General features: G+C 36.6%; 13 protein-coding genes. 12 read left to right on the forward strand and 1 reads right to left on the reverse strand.

Annotated elements, in window-relative coordinates; translation table 11 throughout:
• Positions 1–66 precede the first annotated feature (66 nt).
• The 11 genes from dxs to MUA40_RS06345 all read left to right on the forward strand — a co-directional run bounded on the left by dxs (position 67) and on the right by MUA40_RS06345 (position 12,785).
• Positions 67–1,944, forward strand: coding sequence for a 1-deoxy-D-xylulose-5-phosphate synthase (gene dxs, locus MUA40_RS06295; RefSeq protein ID WP_167732862.1), 1,878 nt, complete (start codon positions 67–69; stop codon positions 1,942–1,944).
• 165 nt (positions 1,945–2,109) lie between these two features.
• Positions 2,110–2,562: a transcriptional regulator AhrC/ArgR gene (gene ahrC, locus MUA40_RS06300; protein WP_016425149.1), complete on the forward strand. Its 453-nt coding sequence runs from the start codon at positions 2,110–2,112 to the stop codon at positions 2,560–2,562.
• 13 nt (positions 2,563–2,575) lie between these two features.
• The gene (recN, locus tag MUA40_RS06305; protein ID WP_167732861.1) at positions 2,576–4,258 is read left to right on the forward strand and encodes a DNA repair protein RecN; all 1,683 of its coding nucleotides are present in this window, start codon (positions 2,576–2,578) and stop codon (positions 4,256–4,258) included.
• Positions 4,259–4,264: 6 nt separating this feature from the next.
• A complete protein-coding gene (locus tag MUA40_RS06310; protein WP_016425147.1) occupies positions 4,265–5,158 on the forward strand; it encodes a phosphate acyltransferase in 894 nt (297 codons plus the stop codon).
• A gap of 62 nt (positions 5,159–5,220) precedes the next feature.
• Positions 5,221–6,279, forward strand: coding sequence for a butyrate kinase (gene buk / locus MUA40_RS06315; protein WP_155976432.1), 1,059 nt, complete (start codon positions 5,221–5,223; stop codon positions 6,277–6,279).
• Positions 6,280–6,291: 12 nt separating this feature from the next.
• On the forward strand, positions 6,292–7,716 hold the full coding sequence (gene lpdA / locus MUA40_RS06320; RefSeq protein ID WP_167732860.1) for a dihydrolipoyl dehydrogenase: 1,425 nt from the start codon (positions 6,292–6,294) through the stop codon (positions 7,714–7,716).
• Between the two features lie 20 nt (positions 7,717–7,736).
• Positions 7,737–8,726 (forward strand): thiamine pyrophosphate-dependent dehydrogenase E1 component subunit alpha, encoded by a 990-nt coding sequence (locus tag MUA40_RS06325; RefSeq protein WP_016425144.1) that lies wholly within the window; start codon positions 7,737–7,739, stop codon positions 8,724–8,726.
• Positions 8,727–8,728: 2 nt separating this feature from the next.
• Entirely contained in the window at positions 8,729–9,712 is a 984-nt protein-coding gene (locus MUA40_RS06330; protein WP_167732859.1) for an alpha-ketoacid dehydrogenase subunit beta, read from the forward strand.
• Positions 9,713–9,723: 11 nt separating this feature from the next.
• Complete coding sequence (locus MUA40_RS06335; protein ID WP_016425142.1) at positions 9,724–11,037, forward strand: dihydrolipoamide acetyltransferase family protein; 1,314 nt, start codon at positions 9,724–9,726, stop codon at positions 11,035–11,037.
• A gap of 318 nt (positions 11,038–11,355) precedes the next feature.
• Positions 11,356–11,793, forward strand: a complete 438-nt coding sequence (gene brxB / locus MUA40_RS06340) for a bacilliredoxin BrxB (protein WP_016425141.1) — start codon at positions 11,356–11,358, stop codon at positions 11,791–11,793.
• 11 nt (positions 11,794–11,804) lie between these two features.
• A complete protein-coding gene (locus tag MUA40_RS06345) occupies positions 11,805–12,785 on the forward strand; it encodes an aromatic acid exporter family protein (RefSeq protein ID WP_016425140.1) in 981 nt (326 codons plus the stop codon).
• 443 nt (positions 12,786–13,228) lie between these two features.
• On the opposite strand, the gene prli42 is transcribed toward MUA40_RS06345, so the two are convergent.
• Positions 13,229–13,330 carry a stressosome-associated protein Prli42 gene (gene prli42 / locus MUA40_RS06350; RefSeq protein ID WP_155976431.1) on the reverse strand — a complete coding sequence of 34 codons (102 nt, stop codon included), beginning with the start codon at positions 13,328–13,330 and terminating at the stop codon, positions 13,229–13,231.
• Between the two features lie 321 nt (positions 13,331–13,651).
• Here prli42 and MUA40_RS06355 point away from each other — a divergent pair, with 321 nt between their 5' ends.
• Positions 13,652–14,767, forward strand: a complete 1,116-nt coding sequence (locus MUA40_RS06355) for a tripeptidase T (protein ID WP_167732771.1) — start codon at positions 13,652–13,654, stop codon at positions 14,765–14,767.
• Positions 14,768–14,836: the final 69 nt, after the last annotated feature.

Here is a 14,836-nt window from a genome sequence, read left to right on the forward strand (position 1 = left end):
CAATCTATACTATAAAAGTCATGTAATGTTATAATCATAATGACATAAAAATTAAGGGTGATTTCAATGGATGTAAGAAATATACAGGATCCTTCATTTTTAAAAAGTCTTTCTGTAAGTGAGCTTGAATCATTGAGTCACGATATAAGACAGTTTTTAATCCAAACATGTGCTGTTACCGGGGGGCATATTGGTGCTAATTTAGGTGTCGTTGAACTGACGATTGCTTTACACAAGCATTTTAATAGCCCTGAAGATAAAATTATTTGGGACGTAGGCCACCAAAGCTATACGCACAAAATTTTGACGGGTCGTGGACATGATTTTAATACATTAAGACAGTATAAAGGATTATGTGGATTTCCAAAATTAAAAGAATCTGAGCATGATGTGTGGGAAGCCGGGCATAGCTCCACATCATTATCAGCAGCAATGGGCATGGCTAAAGCGCGAGATATACTAGGTAAGCACAACCATATTGTTCCTGTAATAGGGGACGGCGCGTTGACTGGAGGAATGGCGCTTGAAGCTTTAAATAATATTGGTCATGATCGTACGAATATGACAATTATATTAAATGACAACGAGATGAGCATTGCGCCTAACGTGGGTGCAATGCATAATATGTTGGGCCGAATTCGAATGAATCAAAGCTACAATCGTCTTAAAATCGATGCAGAGAGCGTGTTAAGTCGATTACCTGGGGGGAGCCGATTACGTGAATCTGCTGACCGTATCAAAGATAGTTTAAAATATTTAGTTGTAGATGGTGCATTTTTCGAAGAATTAGGTATTCGTTATATTGGACCTGTTGATGGCCATAATTTTGAAGAGTTGGAAAATGCGCTGACAGCTGCCGACTCAATTAATAAACCTGTATTAATTCATGTAGTAACAAAAAAAGGTAAAGGTTATCATCCAGCTGAAAACGATAAGATTGGAACTTGGCACGGCCTTGGACCTTATAAACTTGATACCGGTGAGCAAATAAAAGGACAACCTGTAGGTCCATCATGGAGTCAATTGATGAGCGACGAAATCCTTTCCTATGCCAAAAAGGATAGACGCGTCGTAGCGATTACACCTGCGATGCCAGTTGGTTCTAAACTCACTAAATTCCAATCTGAGCTTCCAGAACAGTTTTTTGATGTTGGTATCGCAGAGCAACATGCAGTTACGATGGCTGCCGGCCTTGCAATGGAAGGTATGAAGCCATACGTTGCAATCTATTCAACTTTCTTGCAACGTGCATACGATCAAGTACTACACGATGTTGATCGTCAAAACTTAAACGTTATTTTTGGTATTGATCGCTCAGGTTTAGTTGGTGCTGATGGTGAAACGCATCAAGGTGTCTTTGATGTCGGTTTCTTAACGCAATTTCCAAATATGACCGTTATGATGCCAAAAGATGAAAATGAAGCTAAAGATTTAGTTTATACTGCAATGCATTATGAGCAAGGTCCAATCGCAATTCGTTATCCTCGCGGCAATGGATTAGGTGTTAAAATTAATGAAAATCGCAGTCATATTCCTATTGGCTCATGGGAAACGCTAACCGAGGGAGACGACATAGCTCTTATTAGTTACGGCCCTACAGTGTCAACACTCATGGAAGTAGCAGAAGAATTATCAAAACTCGGCATCAAAGCCCGTGTGATTAATGCACGCTACATTAAGCCAATGGATGAGGCTACGTTAAAGCAATTAGGCGAAATAAATATGCCAGTACTCACTGTAGAGGAAGGCATGCTTAATGGTGGATTGGGTAGTCAAATTGCTAATTATTTCACTGATCATTCATTTGCAAATCGTGTTAAGCGCTTAGGTATTGATAATATTTATATCGAACATGGGAATGTGGACCAAATTCTTGAAGATTTAGGTTTAACTTGTGAACCCCTTGTTCATACAGTACAAGCATTTTTAAATAAAGATCAGTAGTCAAATATGTAGGGTATTTCAGGGTTGGGACGTCAAAAAGTCTCAGCCCATTTTTTGTCATTTTTTGTATGCATGAATGACTATTCTTACGTATGTCTTGATTAGGTAAATCATATAAGATTATGGTAAAATCAATGTATAAATATTCGTTATGAGGTGTCAAATATGCCTAAAAAATCTGTGAGACATATAAAAATCAGAGAAATTATTTCTAATGAACAAATTGAAACACAAGACGAACTTGTAAAGCGCTTAAATGATTATGAAATGAATGTAACACAAGCCACTGTGTCACGTGATATTAAAGAACTTCAACTGATTAAAGTTCCAGCCGCTAGTGGTCAATATATTTATAGTCTACCTAACGACCGACGCTATCATCCTTTAGAAAAGTTGGGTCGTTATCTTATGGATTCATTTGTAAAAATTGATAGTGCAAACAATTTGTTAGTATTAAAAACATTGCCAGGTAACGCGCAATCAATAGGTGCCATTCTCGATCAAATTGATTGGGAAGAAGTTCTAGGGACAATTTGTGGAGATGACACATGCCTTATTATTTGTAAAGACAATTTATCGGCAGATGAAATTAAGGCAAGAATATTCAATATGTTATAAGGGTGGATGTTAGATGTTACAAAGCCTCTCTATAAAAGAATTTGCAATTATAGAAACGCTAGATATTCAATTTTCAGACGGACTTACAGTATTAAGTGGTGAAACAGGTGCTGGGAAATCCATTATCATCGATGCTATTGGTCAATTAATTGGTATGCGCGCATCGTCTGATTTTGTCCGACATGGTGAGAAAAAAGCGATTATTGAAGGAATTTTCGATATTGATCATGCTGAAGAAGCAATACAAGAATTGAATACGCTAGGTATTGATATTAACGAAGACTTCTTAATTGTAAAACGTGAAATATTTAGTTCGGGTAAAAGTATTTGCCGTATCAATAATCAAACCGTAACGCTTCAAGATTTAAGGAAAGTGATGCAGGCACTGCTCGATATCCATGGACAGCACGAAACTCAAACTTTACTTAAACAAAAATATCATATCGAATTACTTGATCGCTATTCAGATGGACAATATGCAAAAGCATTAAGCCAATATGAAGAAACATTTAATCAACATCACTCAAAAATTAAAGAGCTTGAAGCACTTGAATCTGCAGACCAAGCTTTGCTACAACGTTTGGACTTAATGAAATTTCAATATGACGAATTAAAAGAAGCCCAATTAAAGGAAGGCGAAATCGAACAATTAGAAATTGATATTAAGCGAATTCAAAACTCAGAAAATTTAAGTGTTGCGCTTAATGCGGCTTATGAGACGTTGACCGATGAACAGGCCATCCCTGATAGACTTTATACATTAAGTACACATTTGCAGACAATTGATGAGATATTGCCAGAAACATTTCAAAAACTGAAAGAAGATGTCGACCAATTCTACTATACTTTAGAAGATGCAAAACATCAGCTTTATGATGAAATTAATCAAACTGATTTCGACGAGCAATATTTAAATGAACTTGAATCTCGAATGAATTTATTAAACAACTTAAAAAGAAAATACGGTAAAGATATTTCTGAGTTAATCACATATCAGGCCAAAATCGCAGAAGAAATTGATAAGATTGAAAACTATGAAGAAAGCACTTCACAATTACGAAATGAGATTAAACAGTTATCTGCTCAGTTAATTGAGCACGGCCAGGTTTTGTCTAAAGAAAGAAGGCTTGTCGCGCGACAACTAAGAGATCGAATTGTTAATGAAATACAAAATTTACAAATGAAGGATGCAAATCTTGAAATATCATTTAAACCCTACGACCAGCCACAAAGAGAAGGACTTGAACGTGTTGAATTTTTAATTAGTCCAAACAAAGGTGAACCTTTAAAGAGTTTAAATAAAATTGCAAGTGGTGGCGAATTATCACGTATTATGCTGGCATTGAAAAGTATTTTCGTACGTTCTAGGGGTCAAACAGCGATTCTATTTGATGAAGTGGATTCAGGTGTTTCAGGCCAAGCTGCTCAAAAAATGGCTGAAAAGATGAAAGAAATATCTGCTGTGATACAAGTCATCTGTATTTCTCATTTACCACAAGTTGCATCCATGAGTGACCATCATTTATATATCGCCAAACAAGAAAAAGAGGGGCGTACAACGACATCTGTACAAGAGCTCAACGGGGAATCTCGTATTGCTGAAGTCGCTCGAATGATTTCAGGCGCAACTGTAACTGAGCTTACAAAACAAAATGCGAAAGAAATGATAGAACAAAATCAAAGGCTTAAAGGATGATGTGATATGAATTTTAAAGCATTACTAAAAGGGCATCAAAATTTCAGTGGAACCATTGCGATGATTAATGCAACTGAAGAGCCATTAATCAACGTGATTGTCGAAGTTTTGAATAAAACTAAAGCGGAATTTATATTATACAATTATCAAGATGCTTCAGAGTTGATACGTTCATTTGACCTATCACCAGAGTTATTGACACGCATTCATATTCATACATTTGAAACGCAAGATGAAGCGATAGAACACTGTTTAGACGATCTCTATCATCAAAAAGCACATATCTTGATGAAAGGGCAAATTCCGACTGCTCAAATTTTATCAGCAGTGTTAAAAAGAAATGCAGTGGATTCAAAACCTTTCCTCAATCATCTTGCAATATGTGAAATACCGACTTATCACAAATTACTTATGATTTCTGATGTGGCCTTAAATATCACTCCTTCAGTTGAAGATACGAAAGCAATGATTAATAATATTGTCCGTTTTGCGAGACAACTAGACTACGACTCATTAAATATTGCACTTTTATCATCAGTTGAAAAAGTTAGTAACAAAATCCCTTCAACTTTAAAAGCGCAAACATTACAGCAATTTTATGCGTCGCACCCAATCGATGAGGATATCCTAATTGAAGGTCCGTATGCTTTAGATAATGCAATTGATAAGAAAAGTGCAATCCAAAAAGGGATTCACACGAAAGTAGCAGGTAATGCTGATGTTTTAATCGTACCTGGCCTTGATGCTGGGAATGTTCTCTATAAATCGCTTACTTACTTTGGCCATGCAAAAGTTGCAAGCTTGATTTTAGGTGCACGCTTTCCTATTGTACTTACATCTAGAGCAGATAGTATAGAAAATAAAGTGAACTCAATATTGGTTGCGCTAAAGTTTATTTAGCGTTGTGTTTCGCAACCATAAGATAAAAAGGAATTTGTTGAAGTTTTGAAAGAAGGTATTCTATGGTAACGACACTCGTTTTAAATCTTGGTAGTACATCGAGTAAATATGCAATCTACCGTAATGATGAATGTATTTTAAATGAAAATATTAAACATTCAACCTCTGTTATTAATCAAACTTTGTTAGAACAAGAACAAACACGTCAGCAATTGATTGAACAAGATTTATTATCTCATCATCAAACACTTGATAATATGGATGTTATCGCTTGTCGTGGTGGTTTACTAAAGCCCTTGTCAGGCGGAACCTATGAAGTGAATAGTGCAATGTATAATGACCTTAAATCATTTGATTATGGCGCTCATGCTTCGAACTTAAGTGCAATGATTGGTTATCGTTTAGGCCAAAAATATCATATTCCTGTATTTACAACTGATCCTGTTGTTGTAGACGAATTAATCGATGAAGCACGTGTGACAGGGATACCGGATATCCAACGACGCAGTGTTTTTCACGCACTCAATCAAAAAGCGATGGCTCGCAAATATGCGGAAAGCGTCAATAAAAACTATGAAGATGTGCATGTGATAGTCGCACACATGGGTGGCGGTATTAGTATTGGTGCCCATCAACAAGGTCGTGTCATCGATGTCAATGAAGCACTTTATGGCGAAGGCCCCATGGCTATGGATAGAGCAGGAAGTATACCGAATGATTTACTAATCACTTATATGGAGAGGAATCAGTTATCTGCTGAAAAGTTAAATGCAATCCTCAGTCGTGAATCTGGCTTAACTGCGTATTTTGGGACTTCAAATTTGAAAGAAATCATGATGTCTTATGATACGGATGAAAAAGTACGACTTTTCATTGGGGCAATGGCACTTCAAATTTCAAAAGTGATTGGAGAACGTGCTGCAACTTTGAAAGGTAAAGTTGATCAAATTATTTTAACAGGTGGAATGAGTTTTAATGAGCAACTCGTTGAATTGATTTCAACTTACGTAGATTGGATTGCACCTATTTCTGTTTATGCCGGAGAACATGAAATGACAACATTGGCCGACCAAGCACAACGTGCATTTAACCAAGAAATATCAATCCAAACGTATCGATAGGAGATAAATATTATGACAAAAGAAAAATATGATGTCGTTATTTTAGGTGGTGGCATTGCAGGTTATTCTGCTGCAATAAGGGCGAGTCAATTAGGAAAAAATGTGGCCTTAGTAGAAAAATCAAAAGTTGGAGGCACATGTTTACATAGGGGATGTATCCCAACAAAATCTTTTCTCAAATCAGCTGAAGTCTATCATTTAATGCAAAATGCCGATCAATATGGTATTCAAGCGGAGCCTTCTACATTTCAATTTAGCCTTCCACAAGTGATGGAGCGTAAAAATCGAATTGTTGAAACAATGTATCAAGGCGTTCAAGGTTTAATGAAGCAACATAAAATCGATGTATTTAATGGGGTCGGTCGCTTGTTAGGTGCCTCTATTTTCACACCACAAAGTGGGACAGTTTCAGTTGAATATGAAGATGGATCTTCTGAATTATTACCTAATGATTATGTTTTGATTGCAACAGGATCAAACCCACTGGCGCTGCCATTTTTACCTTTTGATCACGAGCAAATTTTAAGTAGTGATGACATGATGACGTTAACCGCATTACCTCAGTCAATGACGATTATTGGGGGTGGCGTCATAGGGTTAGAATTTGCATCCTTTTTGAGTAAAGTCGGTGTCAAAGTCTATGTCATAGAGGCAGGTCCAAGAATCCTTCCTACTGAAAGTCAACAGAGCAGTCGTCTGATTCAAAAAGAATTAGAACAACAAGGCGTTACTTTCTATACAAATACAGCACTCAATGAGGAAGATATTGAAATTCATACCGATAAAGTAACTTTTAATGTTGATCAATCTTTCTCTACTGAGAAAGTTCTCGTTTCAATCGGTAGAAGGGTTAATACGCAGGACATAGGACTTAACAATACAAAAGTTGAGCTAAATGAAAAACAGATGATTTTAACGAATGCGTGGATGCAGACTGCGGATCAACATATTTATGCTGCAGGTGATGTGATTGGTCATCTACAATTAGCGCATGTAGGTGCACGAGAAGGCGTTATAGCCGTTGAGCATATGTTTAATGAAAATCCTTTACCAATAAACTATGATCAAATGCCAAAATGTGTTTATACATCACCAGAAATTGCATCTATAGGGGTAAACCAAGAAACAGCTAAACAAAGAGGATTAAACTTTAAAGTTGTTAAGGCACCATTTAGAGCGAACGGTAAAGCGATGATTGAATCAGCCAATCAACCTGAAGGCTTTGCTGAACTTTTATTTGAAAAAGATTCAGAAAGTTTTATTGGTGCGTCACTCGTAGGTCCCCATACGACTGAATTAATTAATGAACTCAGCGTATTACATTTTATGAATGGTTCATCTATAGAATTGGGCTTATCTACACATGCACATCCATCGATTTCTGAATTAATGATGGAACTCGGTCTTAAAATGAATAATCAATCTATCCATATATAGATATAAGGAGGGAAATGAATATGAAAGATTATAAAAGTGTAGGACTAGAAGTTGAGGATTTAAAGGTAATCTATCAAGCGATGGACTTAGGAAGAAAACTTGATGAGCGAATGTGGTTATTAAATCGAGCAGGTAAAATCCCATTCGTAATTAGTTGTCAAGGGCAAGAAGCAACTCAAATTGGGACTGCTTATGCACTACAAAAAGGAGATGTAACAGCCCCTTATTATCGAGACCTCGCACTCGTTACTTATCTAGGGATGACACCATTAGAAACAATGCAATCGGCATTCGGTAAAAGAGATGATATTAGCTCTGGCGGAAAACAAATGCCTTCACATTTTAGTAAAAAAGAAGTAGGAATTATGTCTCAAGGTTCATCTGTTGCCACTCAAATATTACATGCTGTAGGTGCGGCGTTAACATTTAAAATGGATAACAAACAACAGGTCGCATTGACAACACTTGGCGAAGGAAGTTCAAACCAAGGTGACTTTCATGAAGGGCTTAATTTTGCAGGTGTTCACGATTTACCATTTATTTGTTTAATTGAAAATAATAAATATGCTATCTCCGTTTCTAAAGATTTACAGTATGGCGCTGAACAACTTTCAGACCGTGCTAAAGGTTATGGCATGTTTGGTGAAACAGTTGATGGAAATGATCCTATTGCGGTCTATGGGGCTATTAAAGCGGCACGAGAACGCGCGATTAACGGTGAAGGCGCTACACTCATTGAAGCAATGTGTACTCGATTAACTGCACACTCCTCTGACGATGATGACCGTTATCGCTCTAATGAAGAAAAAACGCAAGATAAAGAAAATGATTGTAACTTAAAATTCAAATCTTATCTCATCGATAATGAATTAGTCGATCGGGATTGGTTTGATAAAATCGAGCAAGAAAATCAAGCCATTGTCAATAAAGCAACGAAAGAGGCTGAAGCTTCACCTTATCCTGATGCATCAGAAACTTACCAATATGTCTATGAACAAGGAGGGCTTTAAACATGGCTAAAATCACTTACTTAGAAGCAATTAAACAAGCATTGGATCTTTCATTAGAACAAGACCCTCAAACATTTATATTAGGTGAAGATGTGGGTAAAAAGGGAGGCGTATTTGGTGTTACGGCAGGTTTACAAGATAAATATGGCAAGTATCGTGTATTAGATACACCACTGGCTGAATCAAATATCGTCGGTTCAGCTATAGGTGCAGCCATGATGGGCAAACGTCCTATTGCTGAAATACAATTTGCTGAGTATATTTTACCTGCAACAAACCAAATTATGAGTGAAGCCGCAAAATTACGTTATCGTTCTAATAATGATTGGCACGCACCTCTAACAATTCGTGCGCCGTTTGGTGGCGGCATACATGGTGCTTTATACCACTCCCAAAGTATTGAAAGTGTGTTTGCGTCTACACCAGGTTTAACAGTCGTTATTCCTTCAACACCGTATGATGCGAAAGGTTTGTTACTTGCTTCTATCGCATCTAATGATCCTGTACTCTTTTTTGAACATAAAAAGGCGTATCGATTACTAAAAGAGGAAGTACCTGAAGCGTATTACACTGTACCGTTAGGCAAAGCAGATGTTAAGCGTGAAGGTAATGACATTACAGTATTTTCATACGGGCTTGCAGTGAACTATTGCTTACAAGCCGCTGATATATTAAAAGATGAAAATATTGATGTTGAAGTTGTAGATTTACGTACGGTATATCCACTTGATCAAGAAACAATTGTTCGTTGCGCGAAAAAAACAGGGAAATGCTTGTTAGTCACTGAAGATAATAAAGAAGGCAGTATTTTATCTGAAGTCGCAGCAATTATCGCCGAAAATTGCTTATTTGATTTAGATGCGCCAATTATGCGACTTGCTGGTCCTGATGTGCCAGCAATGCCATTTTCGCCTCCACTCGAAGACGAATTTATGATTAATCCAGATAAAATTAAAAATAAAATGCGTGAACTTGCGCGCTTTTAAGGAGGGTCATCATGGAAATTAAAATGCCAAAACTTGGAGAAAGTGTCCATGAAGGAACGATTGAACAATGGCTAGTCAATGAAGGCGATCAAATTGAAGAATATGATCCTTTATGCGAAGTTATTACAGATAAAGTTACAGCCGAAGTACCTTCTTCATATACTGGTACAATCACTAAAATTATTGCGCAAGCAGGCGAAACAATTGAAGTCGGTGCAGTGATATGTGAAATGGAAGTGGCAAATCATGATGCAGATTCCTCTGTAAGTACATCTAGTGAGCAACAAGAAGCATCAGGAACGACTGAAGCAGTTCATGCACCTCAATCTGTGACTTCTAATCAAGATAAGGCGGGTACTAAAGTTAAAAATAACGGCCGTTTCTCACCAGTCGTATTTCGTCTGGCATCGGAACATAATATTGATTTAGCAAATGTAGAAGGCACCGGTTTTGAAGGTCGTGTGACAAAGAAAGATATTGAAGCGTATATCGCAGGTCAAGGTACTACATCACAAGCTACGCAAACATCACAAACTTCTGGAACACACAACCAAACTGTTGAAGAACCCGTCGTTCAGGAGCTAGCTACAAGTCATGAGAATACGCATGTCTTTTCACATGACAACCATTCACAAGCTATTCCAATTAACGGTGTTCGCAGACAAATTGCTAAAAAAATGGTACAAAGTGTTCAAGAAATTCCACACGCTTGGATGAAAGTAGAAGTGGATGCCACTGAATTAACTAAAACTAGAAATCACTATAAAGGACAGTTTAAAGCACAGGAAGGCTATAATTTAACTTATTTTGCCTTTTTTGTAAAAGCTGTCGCTGAAGCTTTGAAAAAATATCCACTTCTCAATAGTACGTGGCATGAAAATGAAATTATTCTTCATTCAGATGTGAATATTTCAATCGCTGTCGCACATGAAGATAAACTATTCGTACCTGTTATTCACCATGCAGACGAAAAATCCATCAAAGGCATTGCGCGTGAGATCAATGAATTAGCACAAAAAGCACGTCGCCATCAATTAACACATGAAGATATGCAAGGTGGTACTTTTACTGTCAATAATACAGGGACTTTCGGTTCTGTAAGCTCTATGGGCATTATTAATCATCCACAAGCTGCAATACTTCAAGTAGAATCCATTGTGAAACGACCTGTTGTCATTGATGATATGATTGCAATCCGTCAAATGGTCAATCTCTGTCTCTCTTTAGATCATCGTATACTTGATGGTTTACAAGCAGGACAATTTCTAAATGAAGTCAAACAACGTATTGAAAGCTACACTTTAGAGCATACGCAAATATATTAATCTGTAAATAACGAATCAAACCTATAACACAAGCTAAAATCATTCGTTACACATAGAAAGTACAATGCAAGTTATTTAAATAAGCATCAACATTTTATATAAACATTAAAAAGAAAAGGTTGGGCATGGCGCGCTCAGCTTTTTCTTTTTATAAAAATAAACACATCTGCTTTTGGTGGATGATACAGGGAATCATATAGGATACCTTCTATATAAATGTTTTCTCGACATTAAAAGCGAACATAGAATGATTGCAGTCCACATGAACGTTTAGTAAAATAAAAATAGTTCAAGCCTAATGTATGGAGGAATGTCAAAATGGATTTAAATTTTGATTTATATATGAATAATGTCGTTCAGCAAGCGCGTTCAGAAATGGACCATGCTGGTTATGAACAATTAACGACAGAAGAAGAAGTGGATCAAGTTTTCAAACAAGAGGGTACAACTTTAGTCATGGTGAATTCTGTTTGTGGCTGTGCAGGAGGAATTGCACGTCCAGCTGCAATGCACGCTTTACATTACGATGTATTACCTGACCGTCTTGTTACAGTATTTGCGGGCCAAGATAAAGAAGCGACACAACGTGCAAGAGATTATTTCGAAGGGTATGCACCATCTAGTCCTTCTTTTGCGCTGATGAAAGATGGCAAAATTACTGAAATGGTGGAACGCCACCAAATCGAGGGACACGATACAATGGATGTCATCACTCAATTGCAACGTTTGTTTGATCGCTACTGTGTTGAAAAGTAGGGTGACGTCGCATGTTACGTTTAAATCCATATCGTATCGGATTAAGAACGATTAAAACTGCGATAGGCATGGCACTAGGTGTAATCATTGCACAGCTTTTAGGGTTGGATAATTACGCATCTAGTGCTATTTTAGTTGTTTTATGTATCAAAGATACAAAAATGAACTCTGTACACGCCATCGTTTCTCGTTTTATTTCCTGTCTTATCGCTATCGCCTTTGGAGCAACAATTTTCACTTTACTCGGTCAACATGCTTGGGTACTCGGCTTAATTGTTTTATTTTTTATTCCTACAACAGTAATGATTAATATGCAAGAAGGTGTCGTCACAAGTATTGTCATTTTACTTCACTTTTTTAATGCAAAAGTAATAAATTTTGACCTTGTTATTAATGAGATTTTATTGTTGATCGTTGGCTTATCCATCGCTTTTACAATGAATACGATTATGCCAAATCTCGATCACGCATTATCTAAATATAAGCGAGAGATAGAAGCTCAAATTAAACGGATTTTTTATGTTTACAGCGATGCTTGTGCTCAACATAATAATCATCCTAATGTTTCATTTAATTCTCTTTCTAAAACAATACAAGAAGCAAAATCACTCGCTTTTAGGGATGTTAAAAATCACTTTGTACGTAATGAAAATAGTTACTATCATTATTTCGACATGCGAGAAGACCAAGTTGAAATTTTAAAACGGATAAAGGACCATATCGAACATATTCATGCTGATGATGTTATGAGTGCGCGTGTCTCTCATTTATTTAAAGAAATGGCGGAAAATGTGAATGAAAATAACTATACTGCGTTACGCCTTCACACACTTTACCAAATTCGTTTGGAAATCGAACAATTGCCTTTACCCACTACGCATGAAGAGCTTCATACGCGCTCAAGTATGATACAAATTTTATATGATACTGAAGAGTATTTAACGATTAAATCTAAATTTGGATCACTTAAAATGCACCACGAAGTTCAATAGTAGTCTGAATTATCCCATAAAAGAAATATAAAAGAATCTGGGACATAAATACCAAAATAAATAGCTCGAAGATGATTTTGATAAAAATCCTCTTCGAGCTTCCTTTTTATTGTCATGCTTCGTATTATATAGGCTCGCTTTCCGAGGGGACAGCCTCAGCCTGTAGTCTTCGGCTCGTCCTGTTCCCTCAGGAGTCTCGCTATAAATACTTCGCTTATATATGTAATCATTCACCATTATCCTTTAAAAAATAAGGCACTTTCGTATAATTTAATTAATCACAACAAAAACTAAACTAACGAGGTGCCTAAGGAAATTAGTCGCATCTAGTGCGGCTAAACTGATGATAAAAGGAAAAAAATCCGAGATTTTTCGTTTTTTACGAAAACCTCGGATTTCATCGATTATTGAGACAATTTTGTCTCAGGCTCTTTTAACATCCACTACATGCTTAACAAAGGTGCGACACCTGTTAAAATAAGTGACGCGACGATAGCTAAAAGCATGACAATTAATAAAACTTTTCTAACCTTTTTGTTTAACAAAATCTACGCCTCCAAGTCATCATCTCGAAATTTGACTATACAAACATGGTTTTAAAAATGACATCAACTGTACTTCATCCCTCGATGAAAACCATCGATAACATCATAATAAATAGCCAATTCATTGATATTTACGTTTAATACGCCATTATTAAATGAACTTAATACCGTTGACGCTTATCATCAATGACTAATAACGAAATTATAACATTCATTAATTCAAAACGCCAAAGCAATTTTAACTCTGATTTAAAATTAGATATTTTGCATAATGAGGGTTTTTCGATAAAATGACATTAAAGTTCAAAGGAAGGTGACATAATGGTTAATGAAGAAAGATTGTTAAATACATTTCTTGAATTAGTACAAATTGATTCTGAAACAGGGCATGAAGAAATCATTCAACCCATCCTAAAACGTAAATTCGAGGCTTTAGGATTAAAAGTTGTTGAAGACCAAGCACAACAAGAAACAGGATTTGGTGCAAATAATTTAATCTGTACATTACCAGCCACTCATACAGAGTATGACAAAATTTATTTTACGAGTCACATGGATACTGTGGAGCCAGGTCGAAACGTGAAGCCTATTATCAAAGAAAATGGTTTTATTTATTCAGATGGAACTACTGTTTTAGGGGCAGATGACAAAGCAGGTTTAGCGGTTATATTTGAAGTTCTTGAAGTGATACAAGAGCAAAATCTTCAACACGGACAAATTCAATTTGTGATTACAGTCGGAGAAGAATCAGGCTTAGTAGGGGCTAAAGCATTAAGAAAAGACGATCTAGATGCTGATTATGGATATGCTATTGATTCTTCAGTTCCTGTCGGACATATCACTACTGGGGCGCCTTATCAATCAAAAGTCAATGCAACAATTCATGGTAAAAAAGCACATGCGAGTACCCCTGAAGAAGGTATTAGTGCTATCAATATTGCAGCGAAAGCCATCAGTCAAATGAAATTAGGGCAAATTGATCACGAAACAACAGCAAATATTGGAAAGTTCCAAGGGGGCGGGCCGACAAATGTCGTCACTGATCTCGTGAATATATGGGCAGAAGTACGTTCTCATTCAAAAGAAAAATTAGATGCACAAATCGAACATATGGAGAAAACCTTTCAATCGACTGCTGAGCAATTTAATTGTCACGCAGAAGTTGAAACTTCACTCTCTTATCCAGGCTTTCGAATTCAGCCTGAAGACAAAGTGTATCAAATTGCTGAACAAGCTTCTCGTGCGCTTGGCTTTGATATGCAAGCCAATGTCGGTGGGGGCGGTTCAGACGGTAACATCATTAATAAATTAGGCATTCCTTCTGTCATTTTAGGTGTTGGCTATGAAAAAATACACACAACTGACGAACGTATTTCAACACAATCTTTAAATGATTTAGCAAATTACGTCCTTAAAATCATTGAAATCGCTAAATAAGATTGCGAAAGTGTTTCATGACTTATTATATGGTACAATAAGTCCGTAATTTATAAATAAGAGAGGTTA

Source organism: Staphylococcus schleiferi, from assembly GCF_025558325.1.
Taxonomy (GTDB): Bacteria; Bacillota; Bacilli; order Staphylococcales; family Staphylococcaceae; genus Staphylococcus; species Staphylococcus schleiferi.